This is a genomic window from Falsirhodobacter deserti (assembly GCF_004015795.1).
Taxonomy (GTDB): domain Bacteria; phylum Pseudomonadota; class Alphaproteobacteria; order Rhodobacterales; family Rhodobacteraceae; genus Falsirhodobacter; species Falsirhodobacter deserti.
Genome location: NZ_ML137218.1, coordinates 169,042 through 191,022 on the forward strand (window position 1 = coordinate 169,042; position 21,981 = coordinate 191,022).

The following is a 21,981-nucleotide window of genomic DNA, read 5'->3' on the forward strand; positions in this document are numbered from 1 at the left end:
AAAGCACGAAGGTTCCCTTATGACGATTCAAAGCCAGTTCCTGCTTGGCCTGAAGGCCGCCGCGCCCTTCATCCTCGTGCTGACGCCCTTTGGCCTGTTGTTCGGCGTCGTCGCGACCGAGGCGGGGCTGACCCTTGCCCAGACGATGGGCTTTTCGATCCTGATGGTTGCGGGTGCGGCACAATTCGTGGCGCTGCAACTTTCGGCCGAGAATGCGCCAACGCTGATCGTTCTGGCAACGGCATTGGCGGTGAACCTGCGGCTGGTGATGTATTCTGCTGCGCTGGCCCCGCTGGTGGGCAAGGCAAGCCTGTGGCAGCGCCTTTTGATCGCTTATTCGCTGACCGATCAAAGCTTCGCGCTGACGGTTGATGCGGCGGAACGCCAGCCGCGCCCGTTGCCGCACCTCGTGGCCTTTTATGCCGGAACGTCCGTTCCGACGGTGGGGCTTTGGTATGTGTTCACGCTGGTCGGCGCAGTGGCGGGCAGTTCGATCCCGCCCGCCTTTGCGCTGGATTTCGCGCTGCCGATCACCTTCCTTGCCATGCTGGCGCCGATGTTACGGACGATGGCGCATGTTGCGGCCTGCCTGACTTCAGTGGTGGGGGCGCTGGCGCTGGCCTTCATGCCCTATGGCACGGGGCTGCTGGTGGCGGCGCTGCTGGCGATGATCGTCGGCGCACGGGTAGAGATGTGGCAAGCGGGAAGGGCGGCGTGATGGACGGGATCTGGGCGATCATCCTCATCCTTGGGGCGGGGACGTTCCTGCTGCGTTTTTCATTTCTGGGTTTCGGCGGCGCACGGCAGTTCCCGGACTGGGCGCTGCGGCTGCTGCGTTACACGCCCGTGGCGGTGCTGCCGGGGCTGGTCGCCCCGATGGTGATCTGGCCCGCCGCGACCGGAGGGGAAACCGACCCCGCCCGCCTTGCCGCCGCCCTTGTGACGGTGGCCGTGGGCTTTTGGACGCGCAACGTTCTGTGGGGCATCCTTGGCGGGGCGGGCGTGCTTTATACCCTTCTCTGGCTGCTGTAGTAGGCGGGGAACGGGGCCCGCGGATCGCCGGGCGGCACCAGCATGACGCCATAATCCTTGGCCGCCGTTTCATCGGTGATCCGTTGTTCCTGCACGCCGGGCAACTGGCGGAACTTGCGCATCAGGTTGGCCGGGTACCACGTCCGTCCGATGCTTTCAAAGCCCGGAACGCCCGCCAGAACCCCGGTGATGCCACGGGCGCAATGGGCTTTGGAAACCGCACCCCATTCCTGCGCGCGGCGGGCGACCATGTCTGCCACCTCGGCGGAAACGGGTACGGTCTGTTCCACCACGTCCCATTCAGCCCGCGCGTGATAGTCGATGTAGAAATCCACCATCTTGTCGCTCATGCCATAGATGACGTCGTTCCGTTCGGGCAGTTGCGGGTGCTGGAACGATCCGGCGGGATCGAACAGGATGCGCTGCGTGCCGTTGATCAGCAGCCCGGAATGGCCGCCATTGCCGTTCGATTTGCGGATGACGGTGAACAGCGTGATCGAGGGCGGTTCGTCGCTGCGATAGGCGGCACGCTGGACGGCATCGTCGGGGGCCCATCTCGGCTCGGCGCAGGCGGCAAGGCCAAGGCAGGCAAGAAGGCAAAGGAAAAGATTACGCATGAAGGCTCCGGCATCTCGGGATGCCAAGGGTGTAGCGCGCGGGGAGGGGGCTGTCATCCTTCTGTCCCCGCAAGTATGAAGGACAGCGACGATTGTGTTGCGAAGGCCATAGGATGGACACCCGACTGTTTTACGCCGATGAGGCCGGCATTGCCGGTGCCGCCGCCATTCTGCGCGCGGGCGGGCTTGTCGCGTTCCCCTCGGAAACGGTCTATGGCCTTGGCGGCGATGCGCGCGACGACCGTGCCGTTGCCCGCATCTACGAGGCGAAGGGAAGGCCCAGCTTCAACCCGCTGATCGTGCATCTGCCCGACGCCGAGGAGGTGGCGCGCTTTGCCGTTCTGCCCGAGGGGTTCGCCAGGGTGGCACCTTTCTGGCCCGGACCGCTGACGCTGGTGCTGCCGCTGCGGCCGGATGCAGGCCTGTCGCCGCTGGTGACGGCGGGGCTGGACAGCGTGGCCGTGCGGGTGCCCGCCCATCCGGTGACACGGGCGCTGCTGCGGGCGTTCGGCGGGCCGATGGCCGGCCCCTCGGCCAACCCTTCGGGGCGGATCAGCCCAACCCGCGCCGCGCATGTGCTGGACGGGCTGTCAGGGCGGATCGAGGCGGTTCTGGATGGCGGCCCCTGCGCCGTAGGGGTGGAATCGACCATCCTTGGCCTGACAGACGGCCCGCGTCTTCTTCGCCCGGGCGGGCTTCCTGCGGAAGCGCTGGAGGCGGTTCTGGGCCGGCTGGAAAGCGGCGGCGATGCGGCCAAACCCACAGCGCCCGGTCAGCTTTCATCCCATTATGCGCCGCGCGGGCGGGTGCGGCTGAACAGCCGCGCGGCTGCAGGGGAGGTCGGTATTGGCTTCGGGGCAGGGGACGAAGCGCTGAACCTTTCGCCTGCGGGGGATATGGTGGAGGCAGCAGCGAACCTGTTCCACATGCTGCGGCAAGCCGATGAGATGGCGGGGGAGGCCGGCACCATCGCCGTGGCCCCGGTGCCGGAAGAAGGCCTTGGCCGCGCGATCAACGACCGGCTGCGGCGCGCGGCGGCCCCGCGGTGACCGGCTTGCTCCACCGCCCCGGGCGGGGCGGCCTCGCGCACCGGGCCGCAGGCGCGGCGGTCAGTTCCTGCGGCGGGGATAGGTGCCCAGCACGGTGATGTGCGTGGTGAAATGGGCCAGTTCCTCCATCGCGCGCTTGACCGCGGGATCTTCGGGATGCCCCTCGATATCGGCATAGAACTCGGTCGCAACGAAGCTGCCGCCGACCATGTAGCTTTCCAGCTTCGTCATGTTGATGCCATTGGTCGCGAACCCGCCCAGCGCCTTGTAAAGCGCGGCCGGAATGTTGCGGACGCGGAAGGTGAAGGTGGTCACCATCCGATCGGCCCGCCGCGTCAGGTCAGCTTCGCGCGCGCAAAGCAGGAAGCGGGTCGTGTTGTTGGACTGATCCTCGATCCCGTCGGCCAGCACATCAAGGCCATAGATCTCGCCCGCGAAGGATGAGGCAAGCGCGGCCAGTGCCGGATCGCCCTTTTCGGCAATGATCTTGGCCGAACCCGCGGTGTCCGCGCCGGTGACTGATGCGATGCCGTGGTCGCGCAGGAAGCCGCGAACCTGGCCCAGCAGGACCGTATGGCTCATCGCATGGGTGACGCGGTCAAGCGTGGTGCCCTTCACGCCCAGAAGCGCGATGCCGATGCGCAGAAACGCCTCGTCGATGATCTTCAGACCGGAATTGGGCAGCAGCGCATGCACGTCAGCCACGCGGCCGTATGTGGTGTTCTCCACCGGCAGGACGGCCAGATCGGCCTCGCCCGATACGCAAGCCTCGATCGCGTCCTCGAAGGTGCGGCAGGGCTGCGCCTCCATCTCGGGCCGCATCTGGCGGCACACCGCGTGGGAATAGGCGCCCAGTTCGCCCTGGAACGAGATGCGTCCGGTCATGTCCCCTCCATCATAGCGTGTTCCTGCCTATACCTTGCGGCAGGATGAGGGAAGCGGCTAGATGGGGGTTCAGGTACAGGGGGTTGCATGGGCGGGCTGACACGGCTGATCGCAGCGGGCGCAGGGGTGCTGCTGGTGCTGGCCTGCCTGAACTGGGCCGCGACGGAAATCTATGCCCCCCGCAGCGTGCCGCTGGCCTATGCCATCGTCGAGGTGGAGGAGCCGGAGGAACCCGCGCCCGCACCTCCGCCTGAAGCCGCGCCGGCCGATGCACCTGCGCCTGTCGTGGTGGATGCAGAGGCGGGGCGCACCGTTTTTGCCCGGTGCAGCGCTTGCCACCGGCTGGATGGCAGCAACGGGGTGGGCCCGCATCTGGACGGGGTGGTGGGCCGGCAAAAGGCCTCACTGCCCGATTTCAACTATTCCAGCGCCTTGCGTGCCATGGCGGATGAGGCGTGGACGCCGGAAAAGCTGGATGCCTTTCTGGCAAACCCCCGTGGCTATGCCCCCGGAACGCGAATGGCCTTTGCCGGTCTGCCGAATGCGCAGGACCGTGCTGACGTGATCGCATTTCTGGCACAGCCGCATTGATCCCGCCCTCTCACGCATTCGCAACTTGAGGGGGTGCGCGCCCGCAGATACGATCCCCGGAAGCGCAAAGAAGGAGACGGGGATGAGATCAGCCGGAGACATGTCGCGGCGGGCACTGCTTGGAGGCTTCGGCATCTCGGCCTTCGCCATGGCCTATCCGAACCTGATCCCTGCACCGGCAGGTGCGCAGGAACCCGCAGGCGATCCGAACACGATCCTGCGCAGCCACGGCATCTCCACCTTCGGCGATCTGAAATACCCGCCCGATTTCCCACATCTGGATTACGTCAATCCCGATGCGCCCAAGGGGGGCGAAATCTCGGTCTGGGCGCAGGGCACGTTCGACAGTTTCAACCCCTATGCACGCGTGGGGCGTGCGCCCGCCTATTCTGTGCTGCCTTATGAAAGCCTTCTGGCCGATGTGGATGACGAGGTCAGCGCCTCCTACGGCCTTGTGGCGCGGGAACTGGAGTATCCCGAGACGCAGGACTGGGTGATCTTCCACATGCGCCCCGAAGCGCGGTTTTCCGATGGCACGCCCGTCACGGCGCATGATGTGGCCTTCAGCCACAACCTGCTTCTGGAACAGGGGCTGCCGTCTTACGCCCAGTCGGTGAAGGTCAGCATTCCGGTGGTGGAGGTGATCGACGATCACACGGTTCGCTTCGTGTTCGGCGAAGGGGTGCCCAAGAAGAACCTGATCAGCCAAGCGGGCGGCACGCCGATCTGGTCAAAGGCCTGGTATGAAAAGACCGGCGCGCGGCTGGATGAAAGCCGGTTCGAAACCTCCCCCGGTTCGGGCCCCTACATGATCGACAGCTGGGACGTGAACCGGCGGATCACGCTGAAGCGCAATCCCGATTACTGGGGGCGCGATCTGCCCATCATGAAGGGCCGTGCTAATTTCGATTCCATCCGTGTCGAATTCTTCGCCGACGGTTCCGCCGCGTTTGAGGCGTTCAAGGCCGGCCAATACACCTTCCGGCAGGAAAACAGTTCCGTCATCTGGGCGACGGGATATGATTTTCCGGCCGTGAACCGCGGCGACGTGGTGCGCGAGGAACTGCCCAACGCCTCGCTGCCCGCTGCGACGGGTTTCGTTTTCAACCTGCGCCGTCCGCAATTGCAGGACCGCCGCGTGCGTCAGGCGCTGGCGCTGATGTACAACTTCACCTGGACGAACGACACGCTGCAATACGGTCTGTTCCAGCAGCGCGAAAGCTTCTGGCAGAACAGCGACCTTCAGGCCAAGGGCATCCCCGAGGGGAGGGAGCTGGAACTGCTGCAGGAGGTGGCCGACCAGATCCCAGCCGCGATCCTGACGGAGGAGGTGACGGTTCCCCATACTTCGGGCGACCGGCAGCTGGACCGCCGCAACCTGCGCACCGCGCTGGCGCTGATGCAGGATGCCGGCTGGATGCCGAACGAAACCGGACAGCTGATGAAGGACGGCCAGACCCTGAAGGTGGAGTTCCTGACGCAGGACCCGCAGATGGACCGTTTCGTGATCCCCTATATCGACAACCTCAAGGCGCTGGGCGTGGATGCCGGTTACCGCCGCGTGGATCCTGCGCAATACACCAGCCGCCAGCGCAGCTTCGACTGGGACATGATCTATGACGGGTATACCAATGGCCCCGAGGAGGGCACGGGTATGGGCCAGCGCTTCGGGTCCGAAGACAAGGACCGCGAGTTCAATCCGGCTGGCTATGGCTCTGCCGCGCTTGACCACCTGATCACCCGCGTGATCGAGGCGCAGACGCATGAGGACATGGCCGCCGCCGTGCGTGCCGCCGACCGCCTGCTGCGATACGAGATGATCATGGTGCCCACGTGGTATCTGGGCAAGTTCTGGGTCGCCTATTGGGCGCAGTTCGGCCGTCCCGATCCGCTGCCGCCCTATGCGCTGGGCCAGCTGGATTTCTGGTGGTCCACGAAGGCGGAGTGATGGGAGCCTATATTCTTCGCCGCCTGTTGCTGATCGTGCCGGTTCTGTTCGGGATCATGGTCATCAACTTTTCCCTTGTGCAGTTCGTGCCCGGCGGCCCGATCGAGCAGATCATCGCCAACATGGAAGGGCAGGGCGACGTGATGCGGGGCATCACCGGCGGGCAGGGCGATGCGGCCCTGCCGTCCGACGTCACCTCGGGGGTAACGGGGACGACCTATGTCGGATCGCGCGGTCTGCCGCCCGAATTCATCGCCCAGCTGGAACGGGAGTTCGGTTTCGACAAGCCGCCGCTGGAGCGGTTCCTGATGATGATGGGCAATTACCTGCGCCTCGATTTCGGGACGAGCTATTTCCGCTCCATCTCGGTTGTGGATCTGGTGCTGGAAAAGATGCCCGTGTCCATTTCGCTGGGCCTTTGGTCCACGCTGATCGCCTATCTGGTGTCGATCCCGCTGGGCATCCGCAAGGCGATGCGGGACGGGACGCGCTTTGATACCTGGACCTCGGCGCTGATCATCGTGGCCTATGCCATTCCGGGCTTTTTGTTCGCGATCCTGCTGCTGGTGGTGTTCGCGGGGGGCAGCTATTTCCAGTGGTTCCCCATCCGCGGGCTGACCTCGGACAACTGGGAAAGCCTTGGGTTCTTCGCCAAGATCGCCGATTACTTCTGGCATATCGCGCTGCCGGTCCTCGCCTCCACCATCGCCAGTTTCGCCACGCTGACGCTGCTGACCAAGAACAGCTTCCTTGATGAAATCAAGAAGCAATACGTGATGACCGCCCGCGCCAAGGGGCTGACCGAAAGCCGCGTGCTTTACGGCCACGTGTTCCGCAATGCCATGCTGATCGTGGTGGCGGGCTTTCCGGCGGTGTTCGTGTCGGTCTTCTTTGGCGGCAGCCTGATCATCGAGACGATCTTCTCTCTCGATGGGCTTGGGCGGCTGGCCTACGAGGCGGCGGTGGGGCGCGATTATCCGGTCGTGTTCGGCACGTTGTTCGTGTTCAGCCTGATCGGGCTGGTCGTGGGGCTGGTGTCCGACCTGATGTATGTCTGGATCGACCCGCGCATCGATTTCGGGAGCCGTGGATGAGCCCGCTGAACAAACGCCGCTGGCGCAACTTTCGCAGCAACGGGCGGGCCTTCTGGTCCTTGTGGATTTTCTTGCTGCTGTTCGGGTTTTCCCTGATCGCGGAATTCGTGGCCAATGACCGGCCGCTTCTTGTCAGCTATCGCGGCGAGTGGATGATGCCGGTCACCACCTTCTATCCCGAAACCGCCTTCAACGGCGACTTCCGGACCGAGGCCGATTACAAGGCCCCCGAGGTGCAGTGCCTGATCGTGACCGGAGGATCGGACCTGTGCTTCGATGATCCCGAAGCCTACATCGCCGAGGCGCAGGACAGCGGCACCGTGGAAGGGGAGGCGATCCAGAAGGGCTGGATGCTTTGGCCGCCCATCCCCTACAGCTATGATACGGTGAACGATCTGGGGCGCGCCGCGCCTTCGCCGCCCGACGCGCAGCACTGGCTGGGCACGGATGACACGGCGCGGGACGTGCTGGCGCGCGTCATCTATGGTTTCCGGCTTTCGGTGGCCTTTGCGCTGATCGTCACCTTCGCCACGTCCGTCATCGGCATCGCGGCAGGGGCGGTCCAGGGCTATTTCGGCGGCTGGGTGGACCTGATCTTCCAGCGGCTGATCGAGTTGTGGTCATCCACCCCGATGCTTTACGTCATCATCATCGTGGGCGCGATCTGGCAGATGGGATTCTGGCTGCTGGTCATCCTGTCGGTGCTGTTCGGCTGGACGGCGCTGGTGGGCGTGGTGCGGGCGGAATTCCTGCGGGCGCGCAACTTCGAATACGTGCGTGCGGCGCGGGCACTGGGGGTTTCGGACGGGCGCATCATGTTCCGCCACGTCCTGCCCAACGCGATGGTTGCCACCGTTACCATGCTGCCCTTCATCATCGCGGGGGCGATCGGCAGCCTTGCGGCGCTTGATTTCCTTGGTTTCGGGCTGCCGTCCTCGGCGCCGTCGCTGGGAGAGCTGACGCTTCAGGCCAAGCAGAACCTTCAGGCCCCGTGGCTGGGCTTCACCGCCTTCTTCACCTTTGCCATCATGCTGTCGCTGCTTGTCTTCATCTTTGAAGGTGTTCGCGACGCCTTCGACCCCAGAAAGACCTTCAAATGACTGTGCTGGAGGTTACCGACCTGAACATCCGCTTCCGCCAGGAAGGTGCCACGCATCACGCGGTGCGCGGCGTGTCCTTCACGGTGGAAAAGGGTGAAACCGTGGCGCTGGTGGGGGAAAGCGGATCGGGCAAATCCGTCACCGCGCTGTCGACCGTGCAGCTTCTGGGCGATGCGGCCGAGGTGTCCGGCTCTGTCCGCTATGCCGGGCGCGAGATGGTGGGCGCGTCCGAACGCGATCTGCGTGCCGTGCGCGGCAACGATATCAGCTTCATTTTCCAAGAGCCGATGACATCGCTCAACCCGCTTCACACGATTGAGCGGCAGTTGACCGAAAGCATCGCGCTGCATCAGGGCCTGCGCGGGCCGCAGGCGCGGGCGAAGGTGCTCGACCTGTTGAACAAGGTGGGCATCCGTGATGCCGAAAGCCGGCTGGGCGCCTTTCCACACCAGCTTTCCGGCGGGCAGCGCCAGCGTGTGATGATCGCGATGGCGCTGGCCAACGGGCCGGACCTGCTGATCGCGGATGAACCTACCACCGCGCTGGATGTCACCATTCAGGCGCAGATCCTTGACCTTCTGGCCGATCTGAAAAAGCGCGAAGGGCTGAGCCTGCTGTTCATCACCCACGATCTGGGCGTGGTGCGCCGTATCGCAGACCGTGTTTGCGTGATGCAGAACGGCGTGATCGTGGAGCAGGGACGCACGGCGGATATCTTCGCGGACCCGCAGCATCCCTATACCCGCAAGCTGCTGGAGGCCGAACCGACGGGCCTTCCCGATCCGGTGCCGGCGGATGCGCCCGAAATCCTGCGGACCGATGATCTGCGGGTCTGGTTCCCGATCCATGGCGGTTTCCTGCGCCGCGTGACGGGCCATGTGAAGGCCGTCAACGCCGCCAGCCTGTCCGTCCGGGCGGGAGAGACCTTGGGCGTGGTGGGCGAAAGCGGGTCGGGCAAGACGACGCTGGCGCTGGCCGTGCTGCGCCTGATCGACAGCGAAGGACCGGTCCTGTTCATGGGCCGCGACGTTCAGGGGCAGCGGACCCGTGCCCTGCGCGGCATCCGCAAGGATATGCAGGTGGTGTTCCAGGACCCCTTCGGCAGCCTGTCCCCCCGCATGACGGTGGAGGAGATAATTGCCGAAGGTTTGGGCGTGCACGGCACCGAGGGCGACCGGCGCGAGATGGTGGCCCGGATCATGACAGAGGTCGGCCTCGACCCTGCCACGATGTCGCGCTATCCGCACGAATTTTCGGGCGGCCAGCGCCAGCGCATCGCCATCGCCCGCGCGATGATCCTTCGTCCGAAGCTTGTGGTGCTGGATGAACCGACATCCGCGCTTGATATGACGGTGCAGGTGCAGATCGTTGACTTGCTGCGAGGATTGCAGCGGAAATATGGCCTCGCCTACCTGTTCATCAGCCACGATCTGCGGGTGGTGCGTGCGCTGTCGCACCGGATCATGGTCATGCGGGCCGGTGACGTGGTGGAGGCGGGGGAGGCGGCGCAGGTTTTCGAGGCGCCGCAGACCGATTACACCCGCGCCCTGCTGAAGGCGGCGCTTGCGTGAAGATCCTGCTGGTTCACCAGAACTTTCCCGGCCAGTTTCTGCACCTTGCGCCTGCATTGGCGGCGCGGGGGCACGAGGTGCAGGCCCTGACCGATGCGAAAAACCCGCGCACCGCGCCGGTACCGGTCACGCGGTATGCCTTCAACCCGGCAACTGTCGATCCCGCGGCGGGGCGGCTGGGCCGCAATTACACGATGCACAGCGACCGCGGGGTCATCGTCGGTCGGACGGCACGCAAGATGCGGGCGCAGGGTTACGTTCCCGATGTCATCTTCGGTCACTCCGGCTGGGGGGAAACCCTGTTCCTGAAAGAGGTCTGGCCCGAGGCGCGTCTGATCGTCTATGCCGAGTTCTATTATCGCGGCATCGGGCAGGATGTGGGCTTCGATCCTGAATTCGGGCCGCTGACCTTTGACAAGGTGATGATCGCGCAGGGGCGGTCCACGCATCTGGGGCAGGCGCTGCTTCACGCTGATGCAGGCGTATCGCCCACGCACTGGCAGGCCGATACGCACCCGCCCGCCCTGCGCCGCATGATCGAGGTGATCCATGACGGCGTCGATACCGCTGCGTTGGCGCCGGACCCGCAGGCCGCGGTAACCTTGCCCGACGGCCGCGTTCTGCGCGCGGGGGACGAGGTGCTGACGCTGGTGAACCGCAACCTGGAACCCTATCGCGGGTATCATACCTTCATGCGCGCCCTGCCCGATATCATGGCCGCGCGCCCCGATGCGCAGGTGGTGATCGTGGGCGGTGACGGCGTCAGCTATGGGCAGGCGCCCACTAGCGGCAAATGGAAAGATGTTTTCCTGGACGAGGTTCGGGACCGGCTGGATCTGTCGCGCCTGCATTTCCTCGGAAATGTTGATTACGGCACGTTCCGCAGCCTGATGCAGGTCACGCGGGTGCATGCCTACCTGACCTATCCCTTCGTGCTGTCATGGTCGATGCTGGAGGCGATGTCGGCAGGGGCGCTCGTTGTGGGATCGAACACCGCGCCGGTGCGCGAGGTGATCCGGCATGGCGAAAACGGCTTGCTGGTCGATTTCTTCGATATTCCCGGCTGGGCAAGGGTGCTGACCGAGGCATTGGCCCAGCCGGATCGCTTCAAGCCCCTTCGGGCCGCTGCGCGGGCGACGGTGGTTGACCGGTACGATCTTCACACCGTCTGCCTTCCGCGCATGATCTCCCTCGTGGAGGGGTGACCGGGTCGTTACGGCCCGATCTCGAAGCATTCCTGCGCACGGGCACGCAACCGGCGGCAGGCAAGGCTGGCCTGATCTTCGGAAAGGCCCATGATGTTGGCGTCATAGCCGTTTGACCGTTGCACGATCTTGCGCAACCCTTCGTTCAGCGTCGCGCTTTCCGACAGGGCGATCTGCGTCATTGCACGATCCGCCGCATAACTGGAGTTGAAGCGTCCGACATTCACGCCCCAATGCCGCCCCCCCGAGGTGGACATGGTGGTGACCACCTCTTGCGGTTGAGGTTGGGCGATGCGTTCCTGCACCACCTCGAACGGGAGGGCTTCGGCCACAGCGTTGTGGATCGCGCCGGAATCGGCAGGACGCGCTTCGGGGACAGGGGCCGCAGCGACGGTTGTGGCCGTGGCTGCCTGAACCGCGCCGGCGATGCTGTCCTCCATCCCGGCCACGGCGCTGGCAAGGGCGGTTGCGCTGACACCCGGCCGCACGCGGGGGCGGCCGGAACTGGACACCACGGTGGGGGCTGCGGTTCCCGCGCTGGCAATCAAGGCGGTGCCGGAATAATCCAGCGGGGCGGGCGGCACGATCGGCGCGTTTCCTGGGGCCTTTTCGAACCCCATATCCAGCAGCTTCGCCATCTTGGCGTTGCGGTCGGCGGTGGAACTTCCGCCCATGACCGTCGCAATGATCCGCGTGTTGCCGCGCAGGGCCGAGGCCGTCAGGTTGAAGCCTGCAGCCGAGGTATAGCCCGTCTTGATCCCGTCCGCCCCTTCATAGGCATCAAGGAAGCGACGGTTGGTGTTGGCCACCGTTGCCATGCCCGCATCCGTCGTCCGGCGCGAGAAAAGGTTGTAATACTGCGGAAAGTCGAAGAACAACCGGCGACCAAGGGTTGTCATGTCATGCGCGGTGGAAAGGTGCCCCGAGCGGGTGAGACCGTTGGCATTCACGAACGAGGAGTTCTGCATGCCGATCGCCTTTGCCGTCCGGTTCATCATGACCGCGAACTGTTCCTCGTTCCCGCCAAGCGCGTCGCCGATGGCCGAAGCCGCATCATTGGCCGATTTCACCGCAGCGGCGCGGATCAGGTAGCGCAGCGCGATCTTCTGCCCCGCCCGCAGGCCAAGGCGTGACGGCGGTTGCGATGCGGCATTCTTGGAAACGGTCACCATCGTGTCCAGCGTGATCTTGCCCTGCTGGATCGACTGGAACGCGATGTAAAGCGTCAGCATCTTTGTCAGGGACGCGGGATGAAGCCGCGTCTCGGCATTTTGCGAATAAAGCGTCTCGCCCGTCCGCATGTCCATCACGAAGGCGGCGTAAGGGGCCGCACGTGCGGTCCCGGCCAGTGCGACGGCCATCAAGACGGCAAGAAACGAGAATCGGACATACTGTCCCAGAAGCGATCGCATCGCCTGTCCCCTTATGTTCCTGCCTCGGAAGGCCCCTTTCATTCGGCGAAGGGGCTTTTGCAGAAGAAGGGTAGCACAGCACCACCCATGCCGGAACCCTTAAGTCATTGGCATCTGCAGGCCCCCCCACATCAACATGCTGTGGCGGGCGGGGGCAGCGACGCTAATCGTGGCGCAGGTGCCCGGCCATCTGTCCGGCAGATAGATTCGCCCCCTTTTCCCGACCGCCGAATGGGTTATATTGCGACTGATCCCCTTTCGTGACCCGTCAAAGGCCCGTTTCATGGCAATCACTCCGCATTTCATGGCAGGATCGCCCGACCAGCCGGGCGACGACACATCCATCCTGACTAAGACGCACACCCGTACGCAACGCCCGCCGTTGTACAAGGTTCTTATCCTGAACGACGATTACACCCCGATGGAATTCGTGGTGCATGTGCTGGAACGGTTCTTCGGGCTGGATCATGCGCAGGCGTTCCAGATCATGCTGACCGTGCACAAGAAGGGTCTGGCGGTGGTGGGGGTGTTCAGCCACGAGGTTGCCGAAACCAAGGTCGCGCAGGTCATGGATTTCGCGCGCCGGCATCAGCACCCGCTGCAATGCACGATGGAAAAGGAAGAATAATGCGCGCCGCAAGGCTGGGACTGGCCCTTGACGCCCTGACGCTGCCCGAAGGGCCGATTGCCATCCTGCGCCCCCGCATGGGCGATGATCTGTCCGACCTGCCGCGGGACCGCACGACAGTGGTCACCGGCTTCCGCCCCGATCACGATCACTTCGAGGCGCAGGGCTGGCGCGTTGCCGTGGACTGCCCCGCCGATGCGGCAACGGTGATCGTGTGCCTGCCGCGTGCCAAGGCCCATGCCCATGCGCTGCTGGAATGCGCGTCCCACGCGGAACTGGCCATCGTGGACGGGCAGAAAACCGACGGGATCGAATCGATCCTGCGCGATCTTCGCAAGCGCGGCGAGGTTTCGGAGCCCATCACGAAGGCCCATGGCAAGCTGGCCACCTTCCGCGCGAAGCTGGACGACTGGGCGGTCCGCCCCACCACCTTTGACGGGTTCGAAACGCTTCCCGGCATCTTCTCGGCCGATGGGGCGGATCGCGGGTCTGTTATGTTGGCGCAGGCGCTGCCGCAGCTGAAGGGTCGGGTGATCGATCTTGGTGCCGGCTGGGGCTATCTGGCCAATGCCGCGCTGGAAAAGGGCGCAAAACAGGTCGATCTGGTGGAGGCGGAGGCCGATGCCCTCACCTGCGCCCGCGTGAACCTGACCGATCCGCGCGCGCGCTTCCATTGGGCCGATGCCACGCGCTTCCGGCCCGACCAGCTTGCCCATCACGTCATCTGCAACCCGCCTTTCCATACCACGCGCGAGGCGGATCCCCGCCTCGGCATGGCCTTTGTGGCGGCAGCGGCGGGGATGCTTGTGCCGGACGGAACGCTTTGGCTGGTGGCCAACCGCCACCTGCCTTACCGCGAGGTGCTGGAGGCGAGCTTCCGCCGCCACGAGGATGTCGCAGGCGACGGGGCGTTCCGCGTCATCCGCGCCGACGGGCCGATCCGTCAGCGCGTTTCAGGAAAGCTGGCCTGACACTGCGCCACGGCGGCGTTGGAGCGGCGGATCAGCTCGTTCCGCTTTTCACGCAGGCTTTTGAGGGTCCGCGCCTCTTCGTCAAGGTTGACGGCGACGGCGCGTTCCCGCGTCTCGATCTCGTCCTCCCAGCACATGCGGGGGGCGCCGCGCACGATCCGGCCGTCGCTGGTGCGCACCGGATACCAGCCGCATTGCCGCCAGGTGGGGCGGGTTACCTGATATTGTTCGATGCCATAGCCGCGGGATAATGTCCGTTCCCCCTGTGCGATCAAACGATCCACGACGCGCAGATCCCGCGTGGCGGAATCGATGCAGCGTTCCTGCGGGGTGGCGCAGGCGGCCAGCGCGGCCATAAGGGGCAGGGCAAACAGGGCTTTCATGATCATCCTCCACTCCGGCGGATATAGCGTGACACCGTGCTGCTTCCAATGGCCTGCACCGCGCGCTAGATGCCAAGTGAAGGAGTGCACGCCATGGAAGAACAGAAGACCCGCGCCTCGGACTGGTTCAACCAGCTTCGCGACACCATCACCGCCGCATTCGAAGCGGCCGAGGATACCTCGGCAGGGGATGCGCCCGCCGGACGGTTCGAAGTGACGCCGACGATCCGCGCCGAAGGCGGCGGCGGCGGCAGGATGAGCGTGATGCGCGGCGGACGCCTGTTCGAAAAGGTGGGCGTCAACGTGTCCACCGTTCATGGCACGCTTTCGGCAGGGGCGGCGAAGTCCATGGCCTCGCGCGGCGTGCCGGGGATCGAGGATGATCCGCGCTTCTGGGCCTCTGGTGTCAGCCTTGTTGCGCATATGCAGAACCCGCATTGCCCCGCCGTGCACATGAACACGCGCATGTTCTGGACGCCGAACGCATGGTGGTTCGGCGGCGGCGCGGACCTGAACCCCTGCATCGAATACGCTCAGGACACGGCACAGTTCCACGACACGCTTCAGGGCGCCTGCGACCGGTATGACAAAAGCTATTACCCGCGTTTCAAGGCTTGGGCGGACGAGTATTTCTTCATTCCCCACCGCAAGCGCGCGCGGGGGGTGGGCGGCATCTTTTATGACGATCTGAACACCGGAAACTGGGAAGCCGATTTCGCCTTCACCCAAGAGGTGGGTCGCGAATTCCTGCTGGCCTTCCTGCCGTTGTGTGACCGGCGGCGCGACACCCCTTTCACGGAAGCGGACCGCGAAACCCAGCTTATCCACCGCGGGCTTTATGCCGAATATAACCTCGTCTATGACCGCGGCACCAAGTTCGGGCTGGAATCGGGTCATGATCCGAATGCCGTCCTGATGAGCCTGCCGCCACTGGCGCGCTGGCCATAGGTCAGCCGGGCGAAAGGCCTGCTTCGGCCATCAGGCGCGCTGCCTCCTCCTCCATCAGCCTTTCGCGGGCGGCACCGGCAACAGGGACGCGGCCGCGCTCCAGCATCAGGGGGGCGGCCAGCGGGGTGACGCGGGGACGGCGCACAAGGTCGATCCGGCCATGCACGCGGGCCAGCATCTCCTCGATCCGGCCGAAATCGACCAGTCCGCGTTCGGCTTCTTCCCGCGTGACCTGAAGCATCAGGTGATCCGGATCATACCGGCGCAGCGTGTCATACAGGATGTCCGAGGAAAACGTCGCCTGCCGCCCCGTCTTGCGCCGGCCCTGATGGCTGCGTTCGATCAGCCCCGCGATCACGGCAGAGTTGCGGAAGGTGCGTTTCATCACCGCATTCTCGGCCAGCCAGCCTTCCAGCCCTTCGCGCAGGTCGGCGGGATCGAACAGGGGGGCAGGATCGGTCACCTCTTCCAGCCCCCAGATCAGGACGGCATAATCGGTCGCGACAAAGCCCAGCGGGGCAAGGCCCGAAACCTCCATCCGCCGCGTCAGCAGCAGCCCCAGCGTTTGCATCGCGTGGCGGCCCGCAAAGCCGTAAACGCACATGTATTCGCGGCCCGCATCGGGAAACGTCTCGATCAGCAGGCGGTGTTCGGTGGGCAGGCGCGATACCTCCTGCTGCAGCGTCAGCCATTCCACCGTGTGGCGGGGCAGGGCGCGGAAGTCGCCGCTTTCGAACATCTGCAGGATGCGATGCGTCAGCAGGACCGATGTGGGAGCCTTCACCCCGCCATACATGGCGATGCGCGGCTCTTTCGCGGGGGAGCGGGAGACTTCGACCGTCAGCTCGTTCAGCCCTTCATAGCGGACGATCTGGCCCGCCAGCAGGAAGGTGTCGTTCTTCGTCAGGCTGGCGGCGAAGCCTTCCTCCACCTCTCCCAGCGGGGCGCCGCCGCGGCCCTTGAAGCGGACCTTCAGCTTTTCCGTGTCGATGATGGTGCCAAGATTCTGGCGGATCACCAGCGCCGAGCGGGGATCGCGCAGCTGCCACAGCCCGTCCCGCTGCGTCAGCCGCCGCCAGCGGTCATAGGCGGCCAGCGCATACCCCCCGGTGGCGCAGAATTCGAGGCAATCGTCAAAATCGCGGCGCGTCAGGCCGGCATAGGGTCCTGCGGTGCGCACCTCGGCGAACAGGGCATCGGCATCGAACGGTCCCGCGCAGGCGGTGGCAAGGATGTGCTGGCACAACACGTCGCGGGGGCCAAGGCCGCGAGGTTCGCCATCCAGATCGCGGGCTTTCACGGCTTGCAGGGCGGCGACGCATTCCACCACCTCGAACCGGTTGGCGGGGATAAGCAGCGCCTTTGACGGCGCGTTGTAGCGGTGGTTCGCCCGCCCGATGCGCTGCACCAGCCGCTTGACGTTCTTCGGCGCGCCCACCTGGATCACCAGATCAACGTCTCCCCAGTCGATCCCCAGATCAAGGCTGCCGGTGCAGACGATGGCCCGCAATTCCCCCGCCGCCATTGCGCCTTCGACCCGCTGGCGCTGTTCGCGCGACAGCGATCCGTGATGGATGCCGATGGGCAGCGCATCTTCGTTTGCCAGCCACAGGTCGTGGAAGAACAGCTCCGCCTGCGCGCGGGTGTTGTGGAAGATGAGGGTGGTGTTATGGCGCTTCACCTCGCGCAGCACATCGGGGATGGCATAGCGTCCGCCTTCGCCCGCCCAAGGGGGGCTGCGATCCGTGTGCATCATGGCGATATCGGGATCGGGGCCGGGATCGGCGTTGATGATCCGGCAGCCCTCCGGCGCAAGGAAGCGGGCAAGCGCGGGCGGATCTTCCACCGTGGCCGAAAGGCCGACACGCCGCATGGCGGGGGCCAGCGTCTGAAGGCGCGACAGGCCAAGCATCAACTGGTCCCCCCGCTTGGATTCGGCCAAAGCGTGGATCTCGTCGACGATCACGCGCTGCAGGCCCGCGAAGATGCGCGGCGCATCTTCATAGCTGAGCAGCAGGGCAAGGCTTTCAGGGGTGGTCAACAGGATCTGCGGCGGATCGGCCCGTTGGCGGCGGCGGGCGTGCTGGCTGGTGTCGCCGGTCCTGTCCTCCACCCGGATATCCAGACGTGCCCCTTCGATGGGCGCGGTCAGGTTGCGCCGGATATCCGCCGCCAGCGCCTTCAGCGGAGAAATGTAAAGCGTGTGCAGACCCTTGTGGCCCGCAGCCTCGGCCAGGGTCGGCAAAAAGCCGGCCAGCGTCTTGCCGCCGCCTGTGGGCGCGATCAGCAGGCTGGCCGGCGCTTCGGCCGCCGCCAGCATTGCGCGCTGGTGGGGGTGCAGCGACCAGCCGCGCAACAGGAACCAGTCAAACAGCGAAGCGGGAAGATCCATGCTGCATAGATAGGCAGGCAGCGGCGGCAGTGAAGGCATTATGAATATTCTCTTGCCTGCCTGCGGCGCGCTCCCTAACGCTTGCGGCATGAAAATGATGTTTCTTGGCGATGTAATGGGGCGGGCGGGACGATCGGCGATTGCCGAGCGGCTGCCGAAACTTCGGGCCGATCTCGGGCTCGATTTTGTTGTGGTCAATGGCGAGAATGCCAGCGGCGGCATGGGGCTGACAGGGGGGCATGCAAAGCTGCTACTCGATGCCGGCACCGATTGCGTGACGCTGGGCGATCATGCCTTCGATCAGAAGGACATGCTGCAATTCATCGAGAACGAGCCGCGCGTCATCCGTCCGCTGAACTTTTCGAAGGTTGCGCCGGGCAAGGGGGCGCGGGTCTTCAACGCCACCAACGGGCGCAAGGTGCTGGTGGCGCAGGTGCTGGGGCAGGTTTTCATGAAGCGCCCCTTCGATGATCCCTTTTCGGCCATCGACACGGCGCTGAAAACGCATGGCGGCGCGGTGCAGGCCAGCATCGTCGATGTGCACTGCGAAGCGACAAGCGAGAAGATGGCCCTTGGTCATTGGTGCGACGGGCGTGCCAGCCTTGTCGTGGGCACGCATACCCATGTTCCCACCGGCGATGCACAGATCCTGCCGGGCGGCACCGCCTATCTGACCGATGCGGGCATGTGCGGTGATTATGACAGCGTGATCGGCATGCAGAAGCTGGAGCCGCTTCGCCGCTTCATCACCGGCATGCCCAAGGAGCGGTTCGAACCGGCTGGCGGACCGGCCACCCTTTCAGGCGTTTACGTTGAAACCGATGACCGCACCGGCCGCGCGACCCGCGTGGTGATGATCCGCACCGGCGGTCGTCTTCAGGAGTCCCTTCCGGATGTTTGAACTTTCCGCGGCCATCATGCCATGGGCTGCGCTGGCGATCCTGTTCGTGATGCTGGTGCTGTTCGTGACAGAAGTCTTTCCGGTGGAGGTTACGGCCATCGGGGGCGCCGCGCTGATGGTGGTGCTGGGCATCCTGCCCATCAGCGATACCAAGGCGATCCTGTCGAACAACGCGCCGTGGACCATCGCGCTTATGTTCATCGTGGTGGGGGCGCTGGTTCGCACGGGAACGCTCGATACCATCACGCAGATCGCGAACCAGTGGGTCACCACGCACCCGGCACACACGGTGGCGGTGCTGGGCGTGGGCATCGTCGCGCTTTCGGCGGTCGTGAACAACACGCCCGTGGTGGTGGTTTTCCTTCCGGTCTTCATCCAGCTGGCGCAGACGATGAAGATCGCGCCGTCGAAGCTGCTGATCCCGCTCTCCTATATGTCGATCATGGGCGGAACGATGACGCTGGTCGGCACCTCCACCAACCTTGTGGTGGACGGGGTGGCCCGCCAGGCGGGGCTGGAACCTTTCGGCATCTTCGAGATCACGCCCGTTGGTCTTCCGATCGCGATGGTGGGGCTGCTTTATCTTGCCATCTTCGGGCGCTTCCTTCTTCCCTCGCGCGATTCCATGAGCGTGATGCTTGGCAACCGGTCCAAGATGAAATTCTTCACCGAGGTTGCCATCGCCCATGACAGCGCCCTTGTCGGCACCCACGTGCTGGAGGCGGATCTGTTCAAGCGCAAGGATGTGCGTGTGATCGACGTGCTGCGGGGCGACGCCTCGCTTCGCCGCGATCTGGGGGCGGTGGTGCTGGTTCCTGGCGATCGCGTGGTGTTGCGCACCCCGATGCAGGAGTTGCTGAGCTTTCAGGACCACAAGGACCTGACATCCATCGACAAGCTTTCCTCGGTGCAGACCAGCACGGTGGAGGTTCTGATCACCCCCGGCTGCCGCCTGATCGGCCGCCGCCTTGGCGAGATGCGCCTTCGCCGCCGGTATGGCGTTTATGTTCTGGCCGCGCATCGCCGCAACCAGAACATCGGCCGGCAGCTGGAGGATCTGGTGGTGGCAGTGGGCGACACCCTGCTGCTGGAAGGCCGGATGGAGGATATCCAGCGCCTTGCCTCGGACATGGACATGGTGGATGTGAACCACCCGGTCGAACGGCCCTTCCGCCGCAAGCGCGCCCCCATTGTGATCGCGGTGCTTGCGGGCATCATCGTGCTGTCCTCGTTCAACGTGGCCCCGATCGAGGTGCTGGCCTTCATCGGCGTGGCCATCGTGCTGATCACCCGGTGCATCGACGCCGACGAGGCTTTCGCCTCGATCGACGGGCGGCTTCTGGGGATGCTGTTCGGCATGATCGCCGTTGGCGCGGGGATGGAACATTCCGGCGCGGTGCAGATGATCGTGGACTGGTGTCAGCCCGCCCTTGTGGGAATGCCCGGCTGGGCGCTGATCTTCTGCATCTATGCGCTGACCTCGCTGCTGACGGAACTGCTGTCGAACAACGCCGTGGCGGTTGTCGTGACGCCGGTGGCCATTGCGCTGGCGCAGGGGCTGGGGGTGGATCCGCGGCCCATCCTGATCGCGGTGATGCTTGGCGCCTCGTTCGGTTTTGCCACGCCCATCGGATACCAGTGCAACCTGCTGGTTTACGGACCCGGCGGTTATACCTTCGGGGACTTTTTGCGGATCGGCGTGCCGCTGAACATCATCATGGGGGTGGTCGCGGCCATCGTGATCCCCTTGATATACGCGATGTGACCGGCATATAGGTCAGCGGATTACAAGAACGGAGACGGGACATGGCAGGCCATTCCAAATGGGCGAACATCCAGCACCGGAAGGGCAAGCAGGACAAGTTGCGCTCCAAGATGTTCTCGAAGCTGGCGAAGGAGATCACCGTCGCCGCCAAGATGGGCGATCCCGATCCTGAAAAGAACCCGCGCCTGCGCCTGGCTGTAAAGGCGGCCAAGTCGGTGTCGATGCCCAAGGACGTGATCGACCGCGCGATCAAGAAGTCGCAGGGCGGCGACGCCGAGGATTACACCGAACTGCGCTATGAAGGTTACGGCCCGAACGGGATTGCCATCATCGTGGAAACGATGACCGACAACGTGAACCGCACGGCATCGAACGTGCGCAGCTATTTCACGAAGAACGGCGGCAACATGGGCACGACCGGTTCGGTCAGCTTCATGTTCGACCGGATGGGTGAAATCACCTATCCCGCCAGCGCCGGCGACGCCGATACCGTCATGATGGCCGCGCTGGAAGCAGGCGCCGAGGATGTGGAATCGGACGAGGACGGGCACTGGATCTATTGCCCGATGGACGATCTGGCCGCCGTGTCCGACGCGCTGGAGGCGTCCCTGGGGGAGGCGACCGAGGCCAAGCTGATCTGGAAGCCCCAGACCCGCACCGAGGTCGATCTGGAAACCGCCCAGAAGCTGATGAAGCTGATCGACACGCTGGAAGAAGATGATGACGTGCAGAACGTCACCGCCAACTTCGACATCCCCGAGGACGTGGCCGCCCAACTGGCCTGATCCCCTCAAGGCTGCGCAGGATGCCTGTGCAGCCTTTTTCTTACGGCCATCTGCCACGGCACGGCCAGCACCCGAAAAGCCACGTGATGTCCGCTGCCCTTCTTTCAGGTTTCCTCACCTCCCTCAGTCTGATCCTTGCCATCGGATCGCAGAACGCGTTCGTGCTGCGGCAGGGCCTGCGGCGGGAACATGTGGGCACGGTGGTGGCCATCTGTGCGCTGTCGGATGCGGTGCTGATCGCGACGGGGGTGGCCGGTTTCGGAGCGGCGGCGCAGGCGCTTCCGTGGCTGGGGCAGGCGATGCGCTGGGCAGGGGCGGTCTTTCTGCTGGTTTACGGCGCACTGCGGTTCCGCGCCGCGTGGCAGGGCGGCGAGGCGCTGATCCCCGAAAGCGGCGCCCCTGTTCCGCGCCGCCGCGCGATCATGACCTGCCTGCTGCTGACATGGGCAAACCCGCATGTCTATCTGGACACGCTGATGCTGATCGGATCCGTCGCGGCGCAGCATGCCCCGCATGAGGGGGCCTTCGGGGCAGGTGCCGTTGCAGCCTCGCTGGTGTTCTTTGCGGCCCTTGGCTATGGTGCACGGGTGCTGGCGCCGGTCTTCCGGCAGCCCCGCGCTTGGGTGGTGCTGGAGGTGGTCGTGGGTATTATCATGTGGGCGATCGCGGCTTCGCTCGTGATCGACCGATGAAGCAGGACCGTC

General features: G+C 64.8%; 21 protein-coding genes. 16 read left to right on the forward strand and 5 right to left on the reverse strand.

What is annotated here, in order from left to right; all coding sequences use genetic code 11:
- Nucleotides 1-19: 19 nt before the first annotated feature.
- A complete protein-coding gene (locus tag JX25_RS00870) occupies nt 20-718 on the forward strand; it encodes an AzlC family ABC transporter permease (protein ID WP_128253247.1) in 699 nt (232 codons plus the stop codon).
- Entirely contained in the window at nt 718-1,032 is a 315-nt protein-coding gene (locus JX25_RS00875; protein ID WP_128253248.1) for an AzlD domain-containing protein, read from the forward strand. The genes JX25_RS00870 and JX25_RS00875 overlap by 1 nt, the downstream gene beginning before the upstream one ends.
- On the opposite strand, the gene JX25_RS00880 is transcribed toward JX25_RS00875, so the two are convergent.
- Complete coding sequence (locus tag JX25_RS00880) at nt 1,008-1,649, reverse strand: hypothetical protein (protein ID WP_128253249.1); 642 nt, start codon at nt 1,647-1,649, stop codon at nt 1,008-1,010. The two genes, JX25_RS00875 and JX25_RS00880, sit on opposite strands and share 25 nt — an antisense overlap.
- Nucleotides 1,650-1,762: 113 nt before the next feature.
- Here JX25_RS00880 and JX25_RS00885 point away from each other — a divergent pair, with 113 nt between their 5' ends.
- Nucleotides 1,763-2,698 (forward strand): L-threonylcarbamoyladenylate synthase, encoded by a 936-nt coding sequence (locus JX25_RS00885; protein ID WP_128253250.1) that lies wholly within the window; start codon nt 1,763-1,765, stop codon nt 2,696-2,698.
- Between the two features lie 60 nt (nt 2,699-2,758).
- Here JX25_RS00885 and JX25_RS00890 read toward each other — a convergent pair whose 3' ends face one another.
- Nucleotides 2,759-3,583 (reverse strand): prephenate dehydratase, encoded by an 825-nt coding sequence (locus tag JX25_RS00890; protein ID WP_128253251.1) that lies wholly within the window; start codon nt 3,581-3,583, stop codon nt 2,759-2,761.
- Between the two features lie 87 nt (nt 3,584-3,670).
- Between JX25_RS00890 and JX25_RS00895 the strand changes: the two genes are divergently transcribed.
- The 6 genes from JX25_RS00895 to JX25_RS00920 all read left to right on the forward strand — a co-directional run bounded on the left by JX25_RS00895 (nt 3,671) and on the right by JX25_RS00920 (nt 11,092).
- Entirely contained in the window at nt 3,671-4,174 is a 504-nt protein-coding gene (locus JX25_RS00895; RefSeq protein WP_128253252.1) for a c-type cytochrome, read from the forward strand.
- 82 nt (nt 4,175-4,256) lie between these two features.
- Nucleotides 4,257-6,122, forward strand: coding sequence for an extracellular solute-binding protein (locus JX25_RS00900; RefSeq protein WP_128253253.1), 1,866 nt, complete (start codon nt 4,257-4,259; stop codon nt 6,120-6,122).
- Nucleotides 6,122-7,216 carry a microcin C ABC transporter permease YejB gene (locus JX25_RS00905; protein ID WP_128253254.1) on the forward strand — a complete coding sequence of 365 codons (1,095 nt, stop codon included), beginning with the start codon at nt 6,122-6,124 and terminating at the stop codon, nt 7,214-7,216. The genes JX25_RS00900 and JX25_RS00905 overlap by 1 nt, the downstream gene beginning before the upstream one ends.
- Complete coding sequence (locus JX25_RS00910) at nt 7,213-8,316, forward strand: ABC transporter permease (RefSeq protein WP_128253255.1); 1,104 nt, start codon at nt 7,213-7,215, stop codon at nt 8,314-8,316. The genes JX25_RS00905 and JX25_RS00910 overlap by 4 nt, the downstream gene beginning before the upstream one ends.
- Nucleotides 8,313-9,887 (forward strand): ABC transporter ATP-binding protein, encoded by a 1,575-nt coding sequence (locus tag JX25_RS00915; RefSeq protein ID WP_128253256.1) that lies wholly within the window; start codon nt 8,313-8,315, stop codon nt 9,885-9,887. Before JX25_RS00910 ends, JX25_RS00915 begins: the two co-directional genes overlap by 4 nt.
- Nucleotides 9,884-11,092, forward strand: coding sequence for a glycosyltransferase (locus JX25_RS00920; RefSeq protein WP_128253257.1), 1,209 nt, complete (start codon nt 9,884-9,886; stop codon nt 11,090-11,092). The genes JX25_RS00915 and JX25_RS00920 overlap by 4 nt, the downstream gene beginning before the upstream one ends.
- A gap of 8 nt (nt 11,093-11,100) precedes the next feature.
- On the opposite strand, the gene JX25_RS00925 is transcribed toward JX25_RS00920, so the two are convergent.
- Nucleotides 11,101-12,504 (reverse strand): D-alanyl-D-alanine carboxypeptidase family protein, encoded by a 1,404-nt coding sequence (locus tag JX25_RS00925; protein WP_128253258.1) that lies wholly within the window; start codon nt 12,502-12,504, stop codon nt 11,101-11,103.
- Between the two features lie 283 nt (nt 12,505-12,787).
- On the opposite strand from JX25_RS00925, the gene clpS reads away from it, so the two are divergent.
- Both clpS and JX25_RS00935 read left to right on the forward strand, forming a co-directional pair.
- Nucleotides 12,788-13,132 carry an ATP-dependent Clp protease adapter ClpS gene (gene clpS / locus JX25_RS00930; protein ID WP_128253259.1) on the forward strand — a complete coding sequence of 115 codons (345 nt, stop codon included), beginning with the start codon at nt 12,788-12,790 and terminating at the stop codon, nt 13,130-13,132.
- Nucleotides 13,132-14,103: a class I SAM-dependent methyltransferase gene (locus JX25_RS00935; RefSeq protein WP_128253260.1), complete on the forward strand. Its 972-nt coding sequence runs from the start codon at nt 13,132-13,134 to the stop codon at nt 14,101-14,103. Before clpS ends, JX25_RS00935 begins: the two co-directional genes overlap by 1 nt.
- Here the strand turns inward: JX25_RS00935 and JX25_RS00940 are convergent.
- A complete protein-coding gene (locus JX25_RS00940) occupies nt 14,076-14,486 on the reverse strand; it encodes a hypothetical protein (RefSeq protein ID WP_241557825.1) in 411 nt (136 codons plus the stop codon). The two genes, JX25_RS00935 and JX25_RS00940, sit on opposite strands and share 28 nt — an antisense overlap.
- Before the next feature lie 93 nt (nt 14,487-14,579).
- Between JX25_RS00940 and hemF the strand changes: the two genes are divergently transcribed.
- The gene (hemF, locus tag JX25_RS00945; protein ID WP_164876022.1) at nt 14,580-15,434 is read left to right on the forward strand and encodes an oxygen-dependent coproporphyrinogen oxidase; all 855 of its coding nucleotides are present in this window, start codon (nt 14,580-14,582) and stop codon (nt 15,432-15,434) included.
- Nucleotide 15,435: 1 nt separating this feature from the next.
- Here the strand turns inward: hemF and JX25_RS00950 are convergent, their stop codons facing one another.
- Entirely contained in the window at nt 15,436-17,826 is a 2,391-nt protein-coding gene (locus JX25_RS00950) for a ligase-associated DNA damage response DEXH box helicase (protein WP_128253263.1), read from the reverse strand.
- A gap of 88 nt (nt 17,827-17,914) precedes the next feature.
- Between JX25_RS00950 and JX25_RS00955 the strand changes: the two genes are divergently transcribed.
- The 4 genes from JX25_RS00955 to JX25_RS00970 all read left to right on the forward strand — a co-directional run bounded on the left by JX25_RS00955 (nt 17,915) and on the right by JX25_RS00970 (nt 21,969).
- Complete coding sequence (locus JX25_RS00955; protein ID WP_128253264.1) at nt 17,915-18,727, forward strand: TIGR00282 family metallophosphoesterase; 813 nt, start codon at nt 17,915-17,917, stop codon at nt 18,725-18,727.
- Nucleotides 18,720-20,492, forward strand: coding sequence for an SLC13 family permease (locus JX25_RS00960; RefSeq protein WP_128253265.1), 1,773 nt, complete (start codon nt 18,720-18,722; stop codon nt 20,490-20,492). The genes JX25_RS00955 and JX25_RS00960 overlap by 8 nt, the downstream gene beginning before the upstream one ends.
- Nucleotides 20,493-20,533: 41 nt before the next feature.
- Complete coding sequence (locus JX25_RS00965; RefSeq protein ID WP_128253266.1) at nt 20,534-21,277, forward strand: YebC/PmpR family DNA-binding transcriptional regulator; 744 nt, start codon at nt 20,534-20,536, stop codon at nt 21,275-21,277.
- A gap of 86 nt (nt 21,278-21,363) precedes the next feature.
- The gene (locus JX25_RS00970; protein WP_128253267.1) at nt 21,364-21,969 is read left to right on the forward strand and encodes a LysE/ArgO family amino acid transporter; all 606 of its coding nucleotides are present in this window, start codon (nt 21,364-21,366) and stop codon (nt 21,967-21,969) included.
- The last annotated feature ends 12 nt before the right edge of the window (nt 21,970-21,981 follow it).

Coding starts and splice junctions, on each gene's coding strand:
- JX25_RS00935 (WP_128253260.1), top strand. CDS start 13,132: ATGCGCGCCGCAAGGCTGGGACTGGCCCTTGACGCCCTGACGCTGCCC.
- JX25_RS00955 (WP_128253264.1), top strand. CDS start 17,915: ATGAAAATGATGTTTCTTGGCGATGTAATGGGGCGGGCGGGACGATCG.
- JX25_RS00900 (WP_128253253.1), top strand. CDS start 4,257: ATGAGATCAGCCGGAGACATGTCGCGGCGGGCACTGCTTGGAGGCTTC.
- JX25_RS00880 (WP_128253249.1), bottom strand. CDS start 1,649: ATGCGTAATCTTTTCCTTTGCCTTCTTGCCTGCCTTGGCCTTGCCGCC.
- clpS (WP_128253259.1), top strand. CDS start 12,788: ATGGCAATCACTCCGCATTTCATGGCAGGATCGCCCGACCAGCCGGGC.
- JX25_RS00970 (WP_128253267.1), top strand. CDS start 21,364: ATGTCCGCTGCCCTTCTTTCAGGTTTCCTCACCTCCCTCAGTCTGATC.
- JX25_RS00875 (WP_128253248.1), top strand. CDS start 718: ATGGACGGGATCTGGGCGATCATCCTCATCCTTGGGGCGGGGACGTTC.
- JX25_RS00895 (WP_128253252.1), top strand. CDS start 3,671: ATGGGCGGGCTGACACGGCTGATCGCAGCGGGCGCAGGGGTGCTGCTG.
- JX25_RS00965 (WP_128253266.1), top strand. CDS start 20,534: ATGGCAGGCCATTCCAAATGGGCGAACATCCAGCACCGGAAGGGCAAG.
- JX25_RS00925 (WP_128253258.1), bottom strand. CDS start 12,504: ATGCGATCGCTTCTGGGACAGTATGTCCGATTCTCGTTTCTTGCCGTC.
- JX25_RS00915 (WP_128253256.1), top strand. CDS start 8,313: ATGACTGTGCTGGAGGTTACCGACCTGAACATCCGCTTCCGCCAGGAA.
- JX25_RS00910 (WP_128253255.1), top strand. CDS start 7,213: ATGAGCCCGCTGAACAAACGCCGCTGGCGCAACTTTCGCAGCAACGGG.
- JX25_RS00950 (WP_128253263.1), bottom strand. CDS start 17,826: ATGGATCTTCCCGCTTCGCTGTTTGACTGGTTCCTGTTGCGCGGCTGG.
- JX25_RS00960 (WP_128253265.1), top strand. CDS start 18,720: ATGTTTGAACTTTCCGCGGCCATCATGCCATGGGCTGCGCTGGCGATC.
- hemF (WP_164876022.1), top strand. CDS start 14,580: ATGGAAGAACAGAAGACCCGCGCCTCGGACTGGTTCAACCAGCTTCGC.
- JX25_RS00885 (WP_128253250.1), top strand. CDS start 1,763: ATGGACACCCGACTGTTTTACGCCGATGAGGCCGGCATTGCCGGTGCC.
- JX25_RS00870 (WP_128253247.1), top strand. CDS start 20: ATGACGATTCAAAGCCAGTTCCTGCTTGGCCTGAAGGCCGCCGCGCCC.
- JX25_RS00940 (WP_241557825.1), bottom strand. CDS start 14,486: ATGAAAGCCCTGTTTGCCCTGCCCCTTATGGCCGCGCTGGCCGCCTGC.
- JX25_RS00890 (WP_128253251.1), bottom strand. CDS start 3,583: ATGACCGGACGCATCTCGTTCCAGGGCGAACTGGGCGCCTATTCCCAC.
- JX25_RS00905 (WP_128253254.1), top strand. CDS start 6,122: ATGGGAGCCTATATTCTTCGCCGCCTGTTGCTGATCGTGCCGGTTCTG.